Genomic DNA, 18,757 nt, shown 5'->3' with positions numbered 1-18,757 from the left:
TTGTTTATGAGAGAGTTGAACAAAATTCCCCATACTTTGAAAGACCACTTAAAATTCCCTCATGTTTGTCGTATAATACAAAGTGCCATCCTCTTTTCGATATTTGTTTATGTTCATTTAGTCACAAAGTATAAGAAAAGTTAGGATACTCCCTTACATGTCTTGTAAGATAAAATCCGATGCGAGTATAATGAGTCGAATGAATTTTTCTTTATCATAGACTTTTACCATTTATAAATTATAATGAAGTGGCTGCTCATTATGAAGGAGAATTATATGACAACAAAACAAAATCAACTATTTCATCAACACTTACAATTATCTAGATCAATCGTAAAAAATATGAATGAACAAATCACAAGTCTTAACATTTACCATAACCAATGGACAATTTTGAATTATTTAAAGAACTGCGGATATACAACCATTAATGACATATCCAATTACTTGGATGTTGGTAGTGTTATCATTACCCGTTCCGTGAACAGCATGGAAGAGAATCATTTGATTAAGCAAGTGCCTGGAAAAGACGAAGAGGAAAAACGCATTGAACTGACAGCCAGAGGAAAAGAAGTACATATGAAATGCATGAAAATTGCCGATAAAATAGAAGGAAAAGCCTTAGAAGGCATTTCCGAGGAAGAACAGGATTTATTTTTTCAAACTTTGCTTAAAATACTTAATAATATTAGAGCTTAATTGTTTTTTAGCTATAGCCATGCTTTTTTCAAAAGGGAAATCCCTTCTTTGATTTTCCTTTCGGGTAAGCCTCCATATCCCATTAGGATAGTCGGTTTGTTAACTTTCTTGGAATGATATACCGAAGTCGGATACACTTTCACCCCTTCTTTTGCAGCGGATTGAATGAGTTCGGTTTCAGATTTATTAAGGGAAACTTGCAATAGAACATGTAATCCCGACTTCTCACCTATTACTGTAATACCATCAGGGAAAGTTTCTTCCAGTGCAGCAAGTAACACCTGATTCTTTTTTCGGTACAGTATTCTCATTCTATTCAGGTGCCGTTCCCAATGGCCACCTTTCATAAAAAGACAGACCGTTTCTTGAATCATTTTGGAAATGGTCTGTTTGTATCCTTGCAATTTCTCGTGATAGATCTTGATTAACTCAGGGGGAAGAACCATATAACCTGCTCTAATCGTAGGAATCAAGGATTTAGAAAATGTCCCTAAATAAATGACCCTTCCACAAGCATCCAGGCCTTGCAAGGATGGAATAGGTTTGCCTTCATGTCGGAATTCCCCATCATAGTCATCTTCAATAATATAGCCATCGGACTCCTTAGCCCATTTTAATAATTCCACCCTTCGTGAAATGGGCATGATCATTCCTAAAGGGAATTGATGGGAAGGTGTGACATAGGCAATATCCGCATGACTTTCCTTTAAGGACTCCACCTTTAACCCTCTTTCATCACATGGAATGAATCTCACTTCAGCTCCCTCCACTTTCAATACCTCCCTTACCCGATGGAATCCAGGGTCTTCCAGCCCAAATACACGCTCCTTACCGAGAAGGAGCCTTAGAAGGTGAATCATATACTGTGTACCTGCCCCCAAGATGATTTGATCAGGGACACATCTAACCCCTCTTGACTGAAATAGGTAATCGGCAATTTCGGCTCGGAGCCCTATCTCCCCTTGAGGGTCGCCACTGATGAACATCTCTCTTTCCTGAAGATATAGTGTTTTATTTAGACACTTTTTCCACACGGAATGCGGAAAGGAATCCGTATCCACATTGCCATGATTGAAATCTATCATGTTCGTTTCCCTTTGGGAAGCTAACTTTGGAGTGGTTGCTTGCTCCATAATAGGAAAAATGGGATCCATATCCGCTACGAAATATCCTTTTCTCACACGGCTCTCCACATATCCTTCCGCGATTAACTGTTGATAAGCTGTATCCACGGTATTCAAACCAATACCAAAGTGAGCGGCTAATCTTCGTTTAGAAGGTAATTTCATTCCAGCCTTTATTTGTCCATTCTGGATTTCCACTTTAAAGTAATCATACAACTGAGCATATAACGGTACATTTTTTGTTTTTTTAAGATGAAAAGTGATTTCAAACATCGGATACACTCCTTTATACTGGTCCCATAAATTATACCAGTTCTGGTCCTTATTACAGAACCAGATTATTTCTATAATCAAGATATCAAGTATTAGGAGGAGTTGGCATGAAGTCAATTGAATTAACCGGGAAATACGTGTCACTGATACCCATGACGGAAAAACATATTGAACCGATTTACACAGCCTCTCTCCCCACAGAAATCTGGGTGTGGAGCGCCACGAAGATTTTGTCGCATCAAGACGCTGTAGACTTTGTACAAGAAGGTATTTTAGCGAGGGAGAAGAAACAGCACTATCCTTTTGTCGTAATCGATTCTTTGACTGGTTCGGTCATTGGAAGCACCTCTCTAAGGGATATCCAATTCGACAACCAGACAGTAGAAATCGGATCAACTTGGTATCATCCTTCCAAATGGAGGACCGCCGTCAACACCGAATGTAAATTTCTGCTTTTACAGCATGCCTTTGAAACATGGCAGATGAACCGGGTCGAATTCAGGACGGATGAATTGAACCGTAAATCACGTGCGGCCATAACAAGGCTTGGAGCTCTTGAAGAGGGAATGTTACGCAAAGATAGGAAACTGAAAGATGGTAGAGTCAGAAACACCATGGTTTATAGCATTCTCCAAGAAGAATGGCCGGCTGTGAAGCAGAGGTTGGAAGGATTTCTGAAAAGATGAGTAAAGAGAGTGTCCACTCATTTGGACACTCTCCATTTAAAATTATTTTCCAGACGATTCTTTATGAAATTCCATCATCTCCTTCTCCCTATGCTTTAAAGCTTCATTCTGCTTTTTAGTGGACCGAATGAATATAAACACGATAATAGCGAAAAAAAGTGGCATAAGAAACGCAAATAAAAGATAAATCGTATCTCCCAAGAACATGGTATTCCCCCCATACCAATATGATGAAGCACAGTTGGCTTATTTTATCCCGATGGTTTGAGATAAACGAATCATATCCCGGCACTGGATTCCATTTTCATATATGGCTTCCGGATAATTCCTCGTGAAAAAATCTTGATCGATTGCCGTTATTCTAAATCCACATTTTTGATAAAGGGCAAGCTGCCCTATTCCCGAATTACCGGTACCAATCTCAATTGTGACATACCCAAGTGATTTAGCATGGCGAATCGCATGGTTGACCAATTGTTTCCCTAGGCCTTTGCCTTGGTATTGTTCCGCAACAGCAACGTTGACGATTTCCACTGTTTCAGCGGTTAATTCCAACAAAACATACACACCGATCATTTGCCCGTCCATCTCAGCTACAAAGCATGTACCCCTTTGCAAATAGGCCTCGACCAACTCTCTTGAAGGATCGGCAAGTAGCAGCAAATCCATTGGCGGTATCTCATTCGGGTATAAAAGTCTAACCTCCATATTCATTCACTTCTCATTTCCTCTAGTAATTTTCCCATCAATTGCGAAGCAGGAAGCTCTCTACTTCGCCTGTACCCTTGACCTGCCCAAAGAGCCATCAATTCAGGTTGTTCTTTCTGCCCTGCCACCTTCCGCATTTGTTTCGTCATGTGATGAACATAAGGATAGGCGCGCGGGGCGTCCTTGTCATATTCTGCTAAGAAGCGATTCACCAACCCTCTTGCCCGGCGACCGCTAAATGCGCGGGTGATCGCCGTTTTAGTAAACCGGGGATCATAAAGAGCTGCCTTATGAGCGGGGCTGGCGCCACTTTCCGGACACCGTAGAAAAGCGGTGCCCAGTTGTGCCGCCACTGCACCTGCGGCAAGTACTGCAGTGATGTCTTTGCCATCCATCAATCCACCTGCGGCAATCATCGGAACGTTTAATTCTTTTTTGATCATCCCGACCAATTCTAAAAGACCTTGATCACCTTCTGTCTGATTTTCGAAACTTGCTCGATGCCCTCCGGCCTCAATTCCTTGTGCACAAAGAATATCCGCTCCCGCCGTAACCGCGATTCGTGCTTCATCCAGGTTGGTTACCGATATGGCAACAAGCGAACCTGCATCTTGGAGTTCCTTGATTATGCGTGATTCAGGACACCCGAACGTGAAACTCACTATCGCGACACTCAGTTCCTTTAACGTGGTTATTTTACTGCCCCAGTCATCATCATCGATAATGGCTTGTCCTACTGAAACCCCGACACTCTCTGCCTCTTTTTGTATTTTTTCCCGATAGGCGGATAATATGGCTTCATCCACAACCTCTTTACTTGGAACAAAAACATTTACGCCAAAAGGCCGATCGGTCAATCGCTGGGTCTCTTCTATTTCACTTCTCATTTCATCTGAAGTTTTATAACCGGCCGCGAGAAATCCTATTCCTCCTGCATTACATACCGTAGCTGCAAGCATTGGGGTGGATGCCCCTCCAGCCATGGGAGCTTGTATGATGGGATATTCCATTAAATTTTGAAGCACTTTTGCTCATCCCCTTTCATTTTTCATCATTCACTTATCAAAGTTATGTTTTCTTGGTATAATGATTGTCTGTAAGAGAAAAAGTGTCTTAAATGATCACCCTTTATATCTTGCAAATATAAAACATAGGTGGTAGTTAATAAATGGAAACAAAACCATATAGAGTTTTACTGTATTATTTGTATACACCGATCGAGAACCACGTGGAGTTCGCTGCGGAACATCTTGCGGCTTGTAAAGAACTTGAGCTGAAAGGCCGGATTCTAGTTGCACAAGAAGGAATCAACGGTACGGTTTCAGGTACAATCGAACAAACCAACAAATACATGGACATGATGAAAAGCGATCCTCGCTTTGCCGATATGGTCTATAAAATCGATGAAGCTGATGGCCATGCTTTCAAAAAAATGCATGTCCGTCCAAAAAATGAACTGGTTACACTTCGATTGGAGGATGACGTCGATCCAAACCAGACAACAGGGAATTATTTAAGCCCAAAAGAATTTTATGAGCAAATGCAAGATGAAAATACAGTCGTACTTGATGCGAGAAATGACTATGAATTTGATTTAGGTCACTTCCGCGGCGCAATCAAGCCCGATATCACGAATTTCCGCGAGCTTCCGGAATGGGTACGTGAGAATAAAGAGATGTTTGAAGGTAAAAAAATTCTTACGTATTGTACAGGCGGAATCCGTTGCGAGAAATTCTCCGGATGGCTTGTCAAAGAAGGCTTTGAAGATGTCAGCCAGCTTCACGGCGGAATCGCAACGTACGGAAAGGACCCTGAGGTCCAAGGCGATCTTTGGGATGGCCAAATGTATGTATTCGATCAAAGAATTGCCGTTCCAATTAATCAAAAGGAACATGTCATTGTCGGCCGGGATATATACTCTGGCGAACCATGTGAACGCTATGTAAACTGCGCGAACCCGGAATGTAACAAGAAGATTCTTTGCAGTGAAGAAAACGAGCACAAGCATTTACGCAGCTGTTCCCACGAATGCCGGGTCCACCCTCGTAACCGCTATGTGGTCGAGCATAACTTATCTGAAGAAGAAGTGGCAGAACGACTGCAACTTATTAAAGAACCTACTACAGCAGAATAAGACCTTGCAAACCCGAATTAGGAGATCTATGTTCCTATTCGGGTTTTTTCTACTTGTTTTTTCTTCCCCCTCCTCCTTACTTCTATATCAAAATAGAAAAACCTTTTTTTAAGACCATTTTGAAGCTATATTCGCCATTCCGGTATGACCTTTTGGTCGAAACATCCATAATCGCTGACTACTAGTAAAAGGCGGCCCAATTTGGCCGCCCCATTTACTCTATTTTATTTGCTCATATGCTTATTTTTTTTCATCAACACTAACTACAATCCCACAGGCTTGCCTGTCACCAGCATCGCCCGTTTTCAACGTGGCTTCATTCGGTCCCTTTTCTCCATCCGCTTCATAATGGTCAGGGATATTGGCAAAGTTGTCCGGATTTGCATGTACGATGACTGACAGCTTTTCTTGCTTCAGTTGCTCCACCGTCACGTTATCCAACGTGGCTGTATATTTGGCCGTTCCATCATCTTTAGCAAACAGGGGAAGCATATCACCGGCATGTTTGGAGTGCGTTTCATCCGTTGGATTGTAGTGACCCCCAGCAGTCGTGAAAGGACCTTCCTTTGCATCTGATTCACACGAAGCATTTTCATGAACATGGAAGCCGTGATAACCTGGTTCTAAACCTTCTAGGGACGCCTCAATCAAGACCGAATTCTCTTCCGCGGAAAAATTGACAGTACCTAATGTTTTACCCTCGGTATCTTTGACTTCCGCCTTTGCTTGAGGATCCACCTCTGTTTGTAGGCCTTGTACGGGTCTTGCATCATCTGCGTTTTTATCAGTATCCGTTGAATTATCTTTTGAATTGCATCCATACAATAAAAAGGCAGCGCACATAGGTATCATCAACTTTTGCTTATAGTTCATTGTCCATTCCCTCTCTCTCATTTATTATGTATAGTCTTATTAATCATTTCCACTATATTGAAAGTGTAAACGGAGAGAGGGAAAAATAGGGAATTAGATTATGCATGTATAGTACTCCCTTACTACTATTACAGTAAAAAATTTCAATACATAGTTTATTAGACTTGCATTTATAAAGGAATCACTCCAAGAGTTATGGCTACCATCGTCATAACAATCGTTGTCCCACACGCCCATTTGAATAGGTACTTTTGATGGTCACCAAAATCGACACCAACAAGTCCAATCAGAATGAAGGTGGCTGGAACCAAGGGAGATAAGGGAAAGCCTGTTGTTGAATGGCCTAATAATGCTGCCCTTCCAATTTCTACTGGAGCAATTCCAAAGTTCGCTGCGGTTTCACTAATAATAGGAATAATGCCAAAGTAATAAGCATCAGGTGAAAAAATAAACCCCATCGGAATGCTAGTAAGTGCTACAACAAGAGGTAAATGAGCACCCAGCCACTCTGGTATAACGGAAACAATGGAAGATGCCATCGAATCCATCATTTTTGTTTCAGTGAAGATACCCGTAAAAATTCCGGCTGCAAAAATCAGTGTACATATCATAACAAAACTATTGGCATGACTTAAAATCTTTTCCTGCTGTTCTTTTGGATTCGGATAGTTAACAAATAATGCTATGGCAAAAGCCGATGCAAATAAAATTTGTAAAGGCAACACTTCCAATACCAAAAACACCATTAGTACTATCGTTAATAACCAATTGAACCAAAAAAGCTTGGTTTTTCCATTAGTAGATTCAACAGCAACAGCCTGTTCATTCCATCCCGGAAGCATGGTACTCTCCGCTTGGCTGATTCCCAATCTAGCTCTCTCCTTCTTACCAAGGATATAGGCGGAAAACAACGTCCATATTAGCCCTGATATCATCACTGGGATGAGCGGGATGAATAAGTCTGAGACTTCCACTTGTAAACTGGCTGCCGCTCTCACCAACGGGCCGCCCCAAGGAATGATATTCATGACACCTGCTCCTAATGCAACGACACAGGCCAATATAAGTCTATTCATTCCTAATTTTATATATAGCGGCAACATAGCTGTAACGGTAATCATGAAGGTGGAAGAACCATCACCATCCAAACCTACTAACATCGTGATAACAGCTGTTGCCATCACAACTTTTAATGGATCACCTTTCACAAGGCTTAGTATTTTAGCGATCATTGGTTCAAATAAGCCAACATCTAGCATTAAACCAAAATATAGAATAGCAAAAACTATCATAACGGCTGTTGGCGTTACCTTCATAATCCCTGCCATCATCATTTCTCCCATATCCGAAGCAAATCCACCGATCAAAGCAAAAAGGATACTAGTAAAAATAAAAGCGACGACCACCGAAAGACGCTTTGAAATGACCAAGATAAGGAATGTTAATATCATACAAAAACCAAGAATTGATAACATGTAAATCCTCTCCTTACTACAAAAAATTAACTTTCATAAAATATTTTTTATTTTCTGAAAAATTAGTATTTAGTTAGTATAACACTGGGTATTTCATTAAAAAACAACTTTTTCAAACTAGATTTATCTCTTGCCCTGAAGCATGCCTGAATCAAATACATTTAATAGAATAGTGAAATTCTGTATACTAACAGTAAATATCCAAAAGAAAGAAGTGTTACATGTATATGGATGTTCATAAATTGGCCAAACGGAATCTCATCATCATGTGGTTTGCCAATTTCTTCATTGGTGGTAGCATGACGATGGTTCTTCCCTTCATCTCGTTATACATCGGTACATTTGGCAATTATTCTACACAATATGTCCAGCATTGGTCAGGGTGGACATTCGGAATTACCTTTGTGACCGCCTTTTTGTTTTCTCCTATTTGGGGACGTATCGGAGACCGCTATGGTAGAAAGAAAATCCTGATTGCCTGCGCCTTCGGTATGGGTCTATCGATTTTCTTGATGGGATTTGTAGAAAATGTCCTGCAATTATTCTTATTGAGGATGTTCATGGGCATATTCACTGGATTCATCTCCATGTCACAAGCTTTCATTTCCACACAGACACCGAAAGAGATTGCCGGAAGAGTCTTGGGTACTCTTCAAACGGGGAACATAACCGGCTCCCTTTTTGGACCATTGATTGGTGGCGTACTTGCGGATACTCTTGGCTACTCGACAGCGTTCAAGTTTACCTCCATCACCATTTTCGTCTCTGGACTTCTTGTATTCGCAACCAAGGAATATCAAGTTCAGCGCCAAAAAGGAACAAAAGCCAGTTATACGAGCCGGGAGGTCCTCTCACACATTTTAAGGAACCCCATTCTCGTAAACGTCATGCTCATTTCAACGATCGTCCAAGTGGCTCACTTCAGCATCCAACCCATTCTTTCTTTATATGTCGGGGAACTGCATGGAACCACTAATCTTGCCTTTTACTCAGGCATCGCCTTTTCCGCAGCTGGACTCGGAAACTTATTGATGGCCAGGTACTGGGGCAGGATAGGCGACCACCATGGGCATATAAAGATACTGATGCTACTTCTTTTCCTCACAGCACTCGTATACTTGCCTGGGGCTTTCATCAATCACTTTTGGCAACTTGTTTTTGTACGGTTTGCATTAGGTATAGTCATAGGCGGAATCATTCCTGTTAGAATTGCCTATATCCGCCAAGAAGCTCCCGTATCCATGCAAGGGGAAGTGCTTGGATATAATACCAGTCTCCGCTTTTTAGGCAATATCATCGGCCCGGCAATGGGAGGAATGGTTGCTGGATTCTATGGATTTTCAGCCGTTTTTATAACGACCAGCTTCCTACTGCTTATTGCAGGAATTGTCCTTTATTTGGCTGTACATCGCAACCCAGAGTTGGCCCACCATTCACATTGATTGGAACTTTGATAACAAAAGGCACCCATTAGATGTTACATCTAACGGGTGCCTTTTGTTATCACTCAAACTTACCCAACAGGTGCTTGGGACCCTCTCTTTAGCAATGCTTTACTTCACCAGATTTATTAGAGAGTTATTTTTTTACATAGACACAACTAAATAGTATAATATACCCGGTAATATATACCTATAAAGAGGTGTCAACATGTATCCGACCTTCACGTATTATGCAAAAGTTCACATCATCAAGGATCAGCGTTATTGTGAATGTGGAATAATTCATAATTACCGGGGCATATTCAATAAAAAAGACCTGAAAAAGGTTAAATTTAAATCGGTTTCCGATATTACCTGCAGATTTTGTAGGGAAAAGTTCTTAAACGAACAACCTAAGTCATAGGTATATCTATTCATTTCCTCGTCTTCCTCCTTCTGTTTTTTTAAACATTATCGTGTTTTTTTGTATATTTATAGATTTGATTCTTTTTTATGTTAAGATTATTGAAGGTGAAAGCCACGGACCAGACAAATCCGAGCTTTTGTGATGGTGTGATGGTGGATGGATTTCCAAGATTTATTCTTTTCTTGGTTTTTTTCGCCTAAAATTAGTTTAAAAGAGGGTTAAAATGCTTTTTCCTACTATCAAAACGGATGAAAGACACATCGTAAAAGATAAACATACGTGTGTATGTGGTACGAGGTATAATGTATTTGCTATGTTATCCAGAAGAGATCTTCGAAAGATCATTTTCAAGCATTATAAAGAAGTAACCTGTACAGCATGTAAATCTAGCATTATCCATAAAGAAGAATAAGCAGGACATTTACCACTCCTCTCTCTAATGCTTCTACATATTTATGCAATCAAGCCCACCCCTTTCATAGTATTATTTCATCCATCCCACAGTGTGTACGGAACCGGAAATTTACTTATGACTTGTAAGTTCAACAAAAAAAGACCAGCTCGGGTCTTTTTTTGTTGAAGGTGGCTCTCTTGAATCTTTTTTTATTTGGCCAAACTGATATTAAGCAAGGCGTTTATCCGCAAGTCACCGTTTCTCACTCAATCCTTTACAGGAGACCACCTGTTTTGGTCCGCTGCTAGACATGCTAAAAGAGAAAATAGAAACCAGCTAGATTTCACCCCTTCATTATAAACTTCCATTTAATTATGAATCCATAGATAGAAAAATGAAGTCATGCTATAATCTAGTACGTTACAAAAGCCGACTAAGACTTATATAGAGTAAAAGGAAGTGTCATTTTGAATAGATCTACATTAAAACAAGAATGGTTTGGCAATGTTCGAGGGGATATACTCTCCGGTATCGTCGTTGCCCTGGCCTTAATTCCAGAGGCGATAGCTTTCTCCATTATTGCAGGGGTCGACCCGATGGTGGGATTATATGCTTCCTTCTGCATTGCCATTGTCATCTCCTTTGTTGGAGGGCGACCAGGAATGATATCGGCGGCAACCGGGGCTATGGCACTCGTGATGGTTGACCTTGTAAAGGATCACGGCTTGAACTATTTGCTTGCCGCCACCATTTTAACGGGAATCCTTCAGATTCTACTGGGTGTCTTTAAAATTGGGAAGCTCATGAAATTTATACCTAAGCCTGTTATGACTGGATTTGTGAATGCATTAGCCATTATGATTTTCATGGCCCAGCTTACTCATTTTAAAGGGGAAACGTGGGTCATGTATGTCATGACTGCTGGTTCACTCGCCATCATCTATCTATTCCCACGGATAACCAAGGCCGTTCCTTCCTCACTCGTTGCAATCGTCTTCATGACAATCGTGGCTGTTGCAACTAGCGCTTCAGTAAGAACGGTAGGCGACATGGGGCAATTGAGCGAAGCACTTCCGATGTTCTTGATTCCAGATATTCCTTTGACATTCGAGACATTGGCCATCATTTTCCCCTATTCCATTGCCCTTGCATTTGTCGGGTTGCTTGAATCTTTACTAACGGCGCAAATCGTTGACGAAATGACCGATACCGATAGCAATAAAAACCGGGAAGCCAAAGGACAAGGAATAGCGAATATCGTTGCCGGATTCTTTGGTGGAATGGCCGGGTGTGCAATGATTGGACAATCCGGGATAAACATCAAGTCCGGGGGGAGAGGCCGACTGTCCACTTTCGTTGCCGGTGCCTTTTTGTTAACCTTGATTGTATTATTGAATGATGTCTTAATTAAAATTCCGATGGCTGCGCTTGTTGCCGTCATGATTATGGTCTCCATCGGGACTTTTGACTGGTCCTCCTTAAAAAGGCTTCGGATCACGCCTAAAACCGAGGCAATCGTCATGATCGTGACAGTCCTTGTTGTTCTTTATACACATGACTTATCCAAAGGCGTATTCGCCGGGGTGCTCTTGAGCATGATTTTCTTCTCGGCTAAAATTTCTAAAGTGTCGGTCGAGAAAACAGTGGACCAACAGGCTAGAATTATCACTTATAAAATAAAGGGACAGGTATTCTTTGCATCGGTCCAGGACTTCATATCGAATTTCAATCCGCTGGAGAGTGCAGATTCCATTATCATTGATTTTTCCGATTCTAAGATATGGGATGCTTCTGCTGTAGATGCCGTTGAGAAAGTTATCCTGAAATATAGAGTACAAGGCAAGACGGTTCAGGTACTCGGTCTTAATCAAGAGAGTTCCCAATTGCTAAAGAACCTCGCCTCTTATGGTAAATAAATGGTACATGGCTTCTTCATTGTATAAAATCTTCATGAACCGCCAAACTAGAGTGGAGGATACTCTGGATTGGAGGGAGAACCATGTCAACTGAGCAGGATTATACGGCAGCAGACCTATCACCCGACCTTCTCAATGAATTAAAACTCTTTGAAGGCAAAATGCGTGAGGAATCAAACAAAGAACTGATCGTAATTGCGTATGAAAAAGAGAAAGAATCACTGAATTAAAAAAAGGACTCGAGAGCTACTAACAAAGTGGCTTCGAGTCCTTTTTTATATACCTTGCATGCTGCCTGGCTTATAGCTTAGCGAAGATGTCTGTTAAAACCGGTACGATTTGTTTTTTACGTGACACGACGCCTTCTAAAACGGCAATGTTGTTATTCAATGTAACGTTATAGGCTTTTTCCACTGCAACTGCTGATGTTCCTAAAGCCAAGGCAACAGAATCATTCGTTAAGATATCCGTTACGACAAATAAGAATAGATCCAATTCTTTCGCAGCAATGACAGCATGAATCGCTGCTTCGATTTCTGTTTGCTTTGCAAGTACTTCATTCGGATCAACAGCGTTTACTTGAGCAATCTCAACTTTTGCCGTTCCCATAACAAATTCTTTTGCATCAAGAGTGATAAGCTGACCAATCGTTTTATCACTCAAGTCAGCTCCAGCTTTTAGCATGTCCAAGCCATATGTTTCAGCGTTGATGCCGGCAATTTCTGCTAATTCCATAGCCGCTGCGACATCTTGCTCTGTGCATGTAGGAGATTTGAATAGTAAAGAATCAGAAATGATGGCTGAAAGCATAAGACCTGCAATGGCCTTAGGTACTTCAATCCCATTTTCTTTATAAATCTTATTTAAAATAGTAGCCGTGCAGCCAACTGGTTCTGCGCGGTAATATAAAGGATCACTTGTTTCGAAATTAGCGATACGGTGATGGTCGATGACTTCCAATACACGGACTTGATCAATGTCTTCCGCACTTTGTTGGCGTTCGTTATGATCGACCAAAATGACGCCATCCGCTTCACCTGCCACCTTTTCAACAAGGCGTGGTGCTTCAAATTTGAATTGGTCCAACGCATATTGTGTTTCACCATTCACTTCACCAAGACGTACTGGTTCAGCATTGATGCCCAACTGCTTTTTCAGATCAGCATAAGCGATGGCTGAACAGATAGTGTCGGTATCCGGATTTTTATGTCCAAAAACTAATATTTTTTCCACGATTTTTGCTCCTTTTTCTTAAATGATTTTCAGGGTTCTTCTTCTTTTCAATAAGCAGAATCCCTAGTTTTGCTATGTAATTTATTTTAACACAAAACAGCTGACATTCCTCGATGGATTTTTCTATTGCTGACTATATTCTTTGGTTATGCCCCTTCCCTTTATCCCACTTGTCAATAGATATGGTTTCGTTTTCCACAAATATATCTCTTGAATTATCGGCATAGATGGCTTACGATAATATAAGCATAAATACTAGATATTGACTTATTCAACAACTTAACTAACTATATATAGAATTAATGGAACCAAGGTGCCAGAGATGGCTGAAAAGGGAATTCGGTGTAATCCCGAAACTGTCCCCGCAACTGTAAATGTGACGAAATGAGAAAACCACTGTATAGCTCTCTATACGGGAAGGACTCAAAGTAGGATGATCATGAGTCAGGAGACCTGCCTGGTTTTTTCATGTTTCTTATTCTTCGGGGATTGAGATGGTGAAACGATAGTGTAACGGCTATTTTTTCATGGCTCTTTTATCCTATCGTTTGATCCGCTCAATTTATTGGGCGGATTTTTTATTTATGTACGTTTTAAGAGGAGGATCATTTATGACTCAAACATATAACTCGACTATAGAAAATGAAACAAAATCAATCCAGCTCGCGATGCTATCCAAGGATTTCGAAAACCGGCTTGATATGGACAAATTCAAAAAGCGTTTCACTAAATGGAGCGATCGAAAAAGTGATGCTTCGGAAGAACAAACATCCAAAAAACTAATTCAGCTTGCACTTGAGAGTGTCGATATCGATGCTCCTGATTGGACATTCGTCGCTGCTAGAGAACTATTGAACACCATGTATCGTGATGCCCAAACAAACCGGGGCTATGAAGGCAGAAGCTATGGACCCTTCTATGAATTGATTCAAGAACTTTCGCAACAGCATGAAGGTCAGCGTTATCCCGTTTATAAATTGGAGCTTCTCGACTCTTACACTAAAGCAGAGATCGAAGAATTGGGTTCGGTCATCAATCCGGAAAACGATAAACTATTTTCATATATCGGAATCTATCTATTGAATGACCGCTACTTGGCCCGTCCCAAAAGAGACAAGGTCTATGAACTTCCTCAGGAGCGCTTCATGATCATAGCTATGGAAATCATGAGGCTGGAAAAATCAGAACACCGCCTGCAGCTTGTAAAAGAAGCATACTGGGCCATGTCCAATCTATATATGACGGTTGCAACCCCTACCCTCTCAAATGCCGGGAAGACCCATGGGCAATTGAGCTCATGCTTCATCGACGCAATCGAGGATTCCATCGACGGCATTTATCAATCAAACCATGATGCCGCAAAAGTATCCAAATTCGGTGGCGGCGTCGGTCTGTATGTCGGGAAAATCCGCTCGCTCGGTTCTGATATCCGTGGTTTTTCTGGCAACAGTTCAGGTACGACTCCTTGGATACGTCTCTTTAACCAAACAGCCGTCAGCGTCGACCAATTGGGGCAACGTAAAGGTGCCATTGCCATCTATCTCGACGCATGGCATAAAGACATCATGAGTTTCTTGGACTTAAAGACACAAAACGGAGATGACCGCCTAAAGGCACATGATATTTTCACAGGTGTCTGTATCCCTGATTTGTTCATGGAAGCCGTACGCGACCGAAAAGAATGGTACCTTTTCGACCCTCATACCGTGAAGCAAACCCTTGGGTTTTCACTCGAAGATTTTTACGATGAGAAAAAAGGGGAAGGAAGTTTCAGAGACCATTACTCCCTCGCTATAGAGGCTGCGGAGAACGGCACACTTCCAGGCTATAGTTTCGAGAAAATCAAGGCGATGGACATTATGAAGGCCATCATGATTTCACAATTAGAAGAAGGCGTACCCTATATGTTCTACCGTGACGAGGTGAACAGGAAGAATCCCAATAAACATAAAGGCATGATCTATTGTTCGAACCTTTGCACCGAGATTGCCCAAAATTTAAGCCCTTCAACGATCACCGACGAATATGAAACAGAAGATGGCGATGTCGTCGTGGTTCGCAAGAGCGGTGATTTCGTTGTCTGTAACCTTTCTTCCATCAACCTGCCCCGTGCAGTGAACAGCGATGTATTGGACAGATTGATTCCAATTCAAATCCGCATGCTCGATAACGTCATTGACGTGAATACCTTACCCGTCAAGCAGGCTTCCATTACGAACAAGCGCTACCGGTCAATTGGCTTAGGTACATTCGGGTGGCATCACTTACTGGCGACACAAAATATCTACTGGGAGTCTGATGAAGCCGTTCAGTATGCCGATGCCCTATATGAGAAAATCGCATATCTAACCATTAAAGCCTCCAATGAATTGGCCAAGGAAAAAGGGGCCTATCCATACTTCGAAGGGTCGGATTGGCATACGGGAGAGTATTTCAACCTTCGTGACTATACGGATTCAAAATGGTTGGAATTAAAAGAAGAAGTGCAGCAGTATGGCACGAGAAACGGCTATTTAATGGCGATAGCCCCAAACTCATCGACGGCCAAAATCGGTCATTCCACCGATGGAATCGATCCGTTATATGAAATTGAGTTTTACGAAGAGAAGAAAAACTTCAAATTCAAAGTAACCGCACCTGGATTGACGCCTAAAACGTATGAATACTATAAAAAAACGCGCTTCCATTTGGACCAAAAGGAAAGCATCAGGCAAAATGCAGCCCGCCAGCGTCATATCGACCAGGCCATTAGCTTCAACTTATATGTACAAAACACAATCAAAGCCAAGGTGTTATTGGATATCCACCTGACAGCTTGGGAAAGCGGGTTGAAGTCGACATATTATCTTCGTTCCACTTCATCCGAATACGATAACGCGTGCGAGAGCTGCTCTAGTTAACTAGTTTCATCGGAATTATTTTTTGAAGGAGATTTTATAGATGACAAACCATATCAAGAAAATCAGGATGCTCGAACCAACCCATCCTACAAAAGCAACGGGCGTATTCAAAGGAGAAGCTTCAGGCTTCCTCCTTTGGAATGACATTCAATATGAGAAATTCTATGACACATACACACAGCTCATCAATAATTTTTGGAAGCCATCGAGCGTGAACATGATTCAGGATAAAAAGCAGTGGGGGGAATTGGACGAGGACATTCAGGACGCTTTCCTCGATATCCTCACGATGATTGCCGGGATGGACAGCCTTCAAACACCGACATTAGTGGAAATCCTCCGCTACATCAAAGATCCGGCAGCAAAGGCGATCCTCGCCAACATGGCCCAGCAGGAATCGATTCATAATGAGTCCTATTCTTATATCCTCGCTTCTTTGATTCCTGTCGGCCAGCAAAAACAGCTTTTTGACCGCATTAAAAAGCACCCGGAAGTGATCAAGCGGAATCAACCGATTGTGGATGCCTATCAAACATTTGTGGATGACCCTAGCCCTCAGCATTTATTCGAGGCCCTCATCCATTCCACGAACCTTGAAGGGATTTATTTTTACCTGGCTTTTGCCTTCTATTACAACTTAGGCCGGCAAAACCTGATGACCGGTTCGGCAACGATGATTTCCTATATTCATCGCGATGAAATGGTTCACTTCGATTTCATTGGCATGCTTATCCAAATCTTGATGTATGAATACCCGGAGCTGAATAATGAAGACAACACGAAATTCATCTATACGACGATTGAAAAAGCCGTTGAACTTGAAAAGGAATGGTCCGAATATATGCTTGAAGATATCCAAACGAAAGCAGATCTCGACTTGGAAGAATTCAACGAGTATATCGAATATATCGCCAACAAACGACTACGCATGCTTGGACTTGATAACTTGTATCAAGAATATAGCGAAAACCCAATGCCCTGGATCAAAACGTTCGACGATGAATCCATCGGGCTAACGAAAACCGACTTCTTCGAGCAAAAATCGAGAACCTATAGCCAAGTAAATGCTAGCAATGGGTTCGATGAGCTATAAAACGGCCATCGTCCATCATTCGGCAGGCGGCAATACAAAGGCGCTCGCTGAAGTTATTGCTTCCCTATTGCCTAATGCAAAGCTATTTCGGGTTATTGAATTTGATACCCAGACAGTGCATGAGTATGATTCGTTGATTGTCGGTACCTATACATGGGGAAATGGCGAGCTTCCTGCCAGAATGTCCGCCTTCTATGCGGAGCTAGAACAAATGCCAATCTCACACCTGAAGACTGGTGTCTTCGGAACGGGTGAAACCAATTATAATCATTTTTGCGGAGCCGTCGACCAATTTCGTGACATGCTCTTTGCCAATAGCCAATTGGTCGCTACTTTGAAGATTGAACAATTGTATCAAGAGACGGACCTTCACCGGATAAAAAAGTTCGCTTCTCTTTTTAAAAACTAGCAACCTCGCAGACTTATAAATACAAAATAAAAAGACCCCAAATTGGGGTCTTTATTAACGTTCGATTATTTTTGAACGTTAGCAGCTTGTGGTCCACGAGCGCCTTGTTCGATTTCGAAAGAAACTTCTTGGCCTTCTTCAAGAGTTTTGAAGCCTTCACCTTGAATAGCTGAGAAATGTACGAATACGTCGTCTTGTCCTTCAACTTCGATGAAACCGAAACCTTTTTCTGCGTTAAACCATTTTACTTTACCTTGTACCATGTTAGTTCCTCCTGTGTTTGGAAAAAATCCGTTTTATTACTATTTTTGGTTCTGGATAATGTCTCAAGAGGAACCCTAAAACGGTAAATCCTTCTATCAAACAACTTATTCCGAACAAAAATAATTACCCATATTATAGCATGGGTAATTAACTGAAAACAATATTAATGATCGGAATTTTGCCGACAAATTCCCCTAATATTCTACATTTTTCTTTTCTTATTTTGACGGAATCCTTCATCTAATAAGTAGCGTTCCGCTTCGATAGGGCTTTCGAAACACTCCTCTAAATTCGGTCCTGAGTATACGTTCCAAAGCTGGTCTTCTCGAACAAGCGATAGCTCCTGCTTGTCCTGGCCAACCCAAGTACCTTCCAACTTAGTGAATTCATCGTCTTCCTCTTCTTCTTGCATGACAGGAGGTTCCGATAAATAGGACAAGCTAGTTTTGATCAAAGCTTTCAATTCCTCTTCGGAATAATCACGTATATTGATGAATCCTTTGCGGTCTGTTTCCTTCTTTTTCAGATGGCCTGCATATACAAAGCCATTTCCATTCGGATGAAGATGTTGCACAACGATTTTTTTCTCTTGGACACTACCTGGAAAATGGAAATTGACGCGTCCTAGTGATACATCTTTCCGTTCTAATTCCGGGAATGTTTCAATGATACTTAGTTTTTCTTCAAAAGTTAACAAATTTCTTCCTCATTTCATTAGTTCATCTTGT

General features: G+C 41.4%; 18 protein-coding genes and 1 riboswitch. Of the genes, 9 read left to right on the top strand and 9 right to left on the bottom strand.

Annotated elements, in window-relative coordinates:
* The first annotated feature begins 276 nt into the window (after window positions 1-276).
* On the top strand, window positions 277-699 hold the full coding sequence (locus ACQKL5_RS16800) for a MarR family winged helix-turn-helix transcriptional regulator (protein WP_402963822.1): 423 nt from the start codon (window positions 277-279) through the stop codon (window positions 697-699).
* An 11-nt stretch (window positions 700-710) separates the two neighbouring features.
* Here ACQKL5_RS16800 and ACQKL5_RS16795 read toward each other — a convergent pair whose 3' ends face one another.
* A complete protein-coding gene (locus tag ACQKL5_RS16795; protein ID WP_427610030.1) occupies window positions 711-2,096 on the bottom strand; it encodes a PLP-dependent aminotransferase family protein in 1,386 nt (461 codons plus the stop codon).
* A 107-nt stretch (window positions 2,097-2,203) separates the two neighbouring features.
* On the opposite strand from ACQKL5_RS16795, the gene ACQKL5_RS16790 reads away from it, so the two are divergent.
* Entirely contained in the window at window positions 2,204-2,782 is a 579-nt protein-coding gene (locus tag ACQKL5_RS16790; RefSeq protein WP_427610029.1) for a GNAT family N-acetyltransferase, read from the top strand.
* Between the two features lie 42 nt (window positions 2,783-2,824).
* On the opposite strand, the gene ACQKL5_RS16785 is transcribed toward ACQKL5_RS16790, so the two are convergent.
* Genes ACQKL5_RS16785 through ACQKL5_RS16775 form a run of 3 tightly spaced genes read right to left on the bottom strand, consistent with a single transcriptional unit; the run spans window position 2,825 to window position 4,500 of the window.
* Window positions 2,825-2,989, bottom strand: coding sequence for a hypothetical protein (locus ACQKL5_RS16785; RefSeq protein WP_427610027.1), 165 nt, complete (start codon window positions 2,987-2,989; stop codon window positions 2,825-2,827).
* A gap of 39 nt (window positions 2,990-3,028) precedes the next feature.
* Window positions 3,029-3,490 carry a GNAT family N-acetyltransferase gene (locus ACQKL5_RS16780; RefSeq protein ID WP_427610026.1) on the bottom strand — a complete coding sequence of 154 codons (462 nt, stop codon included), beginning with the start codon at window positions 3,488-3,490 and terminating at the stop codon, window positions 3,029-3,031.
* Between the two features lie 2 nt (window positions 3,491-3,492).
* A complete protein-coding gene (locus ACQKL5_RS16775) occupies window positions 3,493-4,500 on the bottom strand; it encodes a nitronate monooxygenase (protein ID WP_427610103.1) in 1,008 nt (335 codons plus the stop codon).
* Window positions 4,501-4,658: 158 nt separating this feature from the next.
* Between ACQKL5_RS16775 and ACQKL5_RS16770 the strand changes: the two genes are divergently transcribed.
* Window positions 4,659-5,624 carry a rhodanese-related sulfurtransferase gene (locus tag ACQKL5_RS16770; protein ID WP_427610025.1) on the top strand — a complete coding sequence of 322 codons (966 nt, stop codon included), beginning with the start codon at window positions 4,659-4,661 and terminating at the stop codon, window positions 5,622-5,624.
* A 240-nt stretch (window positions 5,625-5,864) separates the two neighbouring features.
* Here the strand turns inward: ACQKL5_RS16770 and ACQKL5_RS16765 are convergent, their stop codons facing one another.
* Both ACQKL5_RS16765 and ACQKL5_RS16760 read right to left on the bottom strand, forming a co-directional pair.
* Window positions 5,865-6,497, bottom strand: a complete 633-nt coding sequence (locus tag ACQKL5_RS16765) for a superoxide dismutase family protein (RefSeq protein ID WP_427610024.1) — start codon at window positions 6,495-6,497, stop codon at window positions 5,865-5,867.
* A 170-nt stretch (window positions 6,498-6,667) separates the two neighbouring features.
* Complete coding sequence (locus ACQKL5_RS16760) at window positions 6,668-7,972, bottom strand: CitMHS family transporter (RefSeq protein WP_427610023.1); 1,305 nt, start codon at window positions 7,970-7,972, stop codon at window positions 6,668-6,670.
* A gap of 227 nt (window positions 7,973-8,199) precedes the next feature.
* On the opposite strand from ACQKL5_RS16760, the gene ACQKL5_RS16755 reads away from it, so the two are divergent.
* The 3 genes from ACQKL5_RS16755 (at window position 8,200) to ACQKL5_RS16745 (ending at window position 12,360) form a co-directional block, all read left to right on the top strand.
* Complete coding sequence (locus ACQKL5_RS16755) at window positions 8,200-9,414, top strand: MFS transporter (RefSeq protein ID WP_427610022.1); 1,215 nt, start codon at window positions 8,200-8,202, stop codon at window positions 9,412-9,414.
* Between the two features lie 1,264 nt (window positions 9,415-10,678).
* Window positions 10,679-12,130, top strand: a complete 1,452-nt coding sequence (locus tag ACQKL5_RS16750; RefSeq protein WP_427610102.1) for a SulP family inorganic anion transporter — start codon at window positions 10,679-10,681, stop codon at window positions 12,128-12,130.
* 83 nt (window positions 12,131-12,213) lie between these two features.
* On the top strand, window positions 12,214-12,360 hold the full coding sequence (locus ACQKL5_RS16745) for a hypothetical protein (protein ID WP_427610021.1): 147 nt from the start codon (window positions 12,214-12,216) through the stop codon (window positions 12,358-12,360).
* Window positions 12,361-12,430: 70 nt separating this feature from the next.
* Here ACQKL5_RS16745 and ACQKL5_RS16740 read toward each other — a convergent pair whose 3' ends face one another.
* Entirely contained in the window at window positions 12,431-13,363 is a 933-nt protein-coding gene (locus ACQKL5_RS16740) for a manganese-dependent inorganic pyrophosphatase (RefSeq protein WP_427610020.1), read from the bottom strand.
* 293 nt (window positions 13,364-13,656) lie between these two features.
* Window positions 13,657-13,838: riboswitch (cobalamin riboswitch) on the top strand.
* A gap of 136 nt (window positions 13,839-13,974) precedes the next feature.
* On the opposite strand from ACQKL5_RS16740, the gene ACQKL5_RS16735 reads away from it, so the two are divergent.
* Genes ACQKL5_RS16735 through ACQKL5_RS16725 form a run of 3 tightly spaced genes read left to right on the top strand, consistent with a single transcriptional unit; the run spans window position 13,975 to window position 17,765 of the window.
* Window positions 13,975-16,263, top strand: coding sequence for a ribonucleoside-diphosphate reductase subunit alpha (locus tag ACQKL5_RS16735; protein WP_427610019.1), 2,289 nt, complete (start codon window positions 13,975-13,977; stop codon window positions 16,261-16,263).
* A 40-nt stretch (window positions 16,264-16,303) separates the two neighbouring features.
* Window positions 16,304-17,356 (top strand): ribonucleotide-diphosphate reductase subunit beta, encoded by a 1,053-nt coding sequence (locus ACQKL5_RS16730; protein WP_427610018.1) that lies wholly within the window; start codon window positions 16,304-16,306, stop codon window positions 17,354-17,356.
* On the top strand, window positions 17,328-17,765 hold the full coding sequence (locus ACQKL5_RS16725; protein WP_427610017.1) for a flavodoxin domain-containing protein: 438 nt from the start codon (window positions 17,328-17,330) through the stop codon (window positions 17,763-17,765). The genes ACQKL5_RS16730 and ACQKL5_RS16725 overlap by 29 nt, the downstream gene beginning before the upstream one ends.
* 65 nt (window positions 17,766-17,830) lie before the next feature.
* Here the strand turns inward: ACQKL5_RS16725 and ACQKL5_RS16720 are convergent, their stop codons facing one another.
* Window positions 17,831-18,028 carry a cold-shock protein gene (locus ACQKL5_RS16720; RefSeq protein ID WP_028393295.1) on the bottom strand — a complete coding sequence of 66 codons (198 nt, stop codon included), beginning with the start codon at window positions 18,026-18,028 and terminating at the stop codon, window positions 17,831-17,833.
* A 203-nt stretch (window positions 18,029-18,231) separates the two neighbouring features.
* Entirely contained in the window at window positions 18,232-18,726 is a 495-nt protein-coding gene (locus tag ACQKL5_RS16715; RefSeq protein ID WP_427610016.1) for a hypothetical protein, read from the bottom strand.
* Window positions 18,727-18,757: the final 31 nt, after the last annotated feature.

Source organism: Peribacillus sp. NPDC097675 (assembly GCF_050277655.1).
In the GTDB taxonomy this organism is placed as follows: Bacteria; Bacillota; Bacilli; order Bacillales; family DSM-1321; genus Peribacillus.
Note: the sequence above shows the minus strand (reverse complement) of the source record. Positions and strands in the feature narration are given on the sequence as shown.

What these genes read in the sequence shown, in the direction of transcription:
- ACQKL5_RS16770 (WP_427610025.1), top strand. Translation starts at nt 4,659, where the DNA reads ATGGAAACAAAACCATATAGAGTTTTACTGTATTATTTGTATACACCG.
- ACQKL5_RS16720 (WP_028393295.1), bottom strand. Translation starts at nt 18,028, where the DNA reads ATGGTACAAGGTAAAGTAAAATGGTTTAACGCAGAAAAAGGTTTCGGT.
- ACQKL5_RS16760 (WP_427610023.1), bottom strand. Translation starts at nt 7,972, where the DNA reads ATGTTATCAATTCTTGGTTTTTGTATGATATTAACATTCCTTATCTTG.
- ACQKL5_RS16780 (WP_427610026.1), bottom strand. Translation starts at nt 3,490, where the DNA reads ATGGAGGTTAGACTTTTATACCCGAATGAGATACCGCCAATGGATTTG.
- ACQKL5_RS16790 (WP_427610029.1), top strand. Translation starts at nt 2,204, where the DNA reads ATGAAGTCAATTGAATTAACCGGGAAATACGTGTCACTGATACCCATG.
- ACQKL5_RS16725 (WP_427610017.1), top strand. Translation starts at nt 17,328, where the DNA reads ATGCTAGCAATGGGTTCGATGAGCTATAAAACGGCCATCGTCCATCAT.
- ACQKL5_RS16765 (WP_427610024.1), bottom strand. Translation starts at nt 6,497, where the DNA reads ATGAACTATAAGCAAAAGTTGATGATACCTATGTGCGCTGCCTTTTTA.
- ACQKL5_RS16735 (WP_427610019.1), top strand. Translation starts at nt 13,975, where the DNA reads ATGACTCAAACATATAACTCGACTATAGAAAATGAAACAAAATCAATC.
- ACQKL5_RS16755 (WP_427610022.1), top strand. Translation starts at nt 8,200, where the DNA reads ATGGATGTTCATAAATTGGCCAAACGGAATCTCATCATCATGTGGTTT.
- ACQKL5_RS16800 (WP_402963822.1), top strand. Translation starts at nt 277, where the DNA reads ATGACAACAAAACAAAATCAACTATTTCATCAACACTTACAATTATCT.
- ACQKL5_RS16730 (WP_427610018.1), top strand. Translation starts at nt 16,304, where the DNA reads ATGACAAACCATATCAAGAAAATCAGGATGCTCGAACCAACCCATCCT.
- ACQKL5_RS16775 (WP_427610103.1), bottom strand. Translation starts at nt 4,500, where the DNA reads ATGGAATATCCCATCATACAAGCTCCCATGGCTGGAGGGGCATCCACC.
- ACQKL5_RS16785 (WP_427610027.1), bottom strand. Translation starts at nt 2,989, where the DNA reads ATGTTCTTGGGAGATACGATTTATCTTTTATTTGCGTTTCTTATGCCA.
- ACQKL5_RS16745 (WP_427610021.1), top strand. Translation starts at nt 12,214, where the DNA reads ATGTCAACTGAGCAGGATTATACGGCAGCAGACCTATCACCCGACCTT.
- ACQKL5_RS16795 (WP_427610030.1), bottom strand. Translation starts at nt 2,096, where the DNA reads ATGTTTGAAATCACTTTTCATCTTAAAAAAACAAAAAATGTACCGTTA.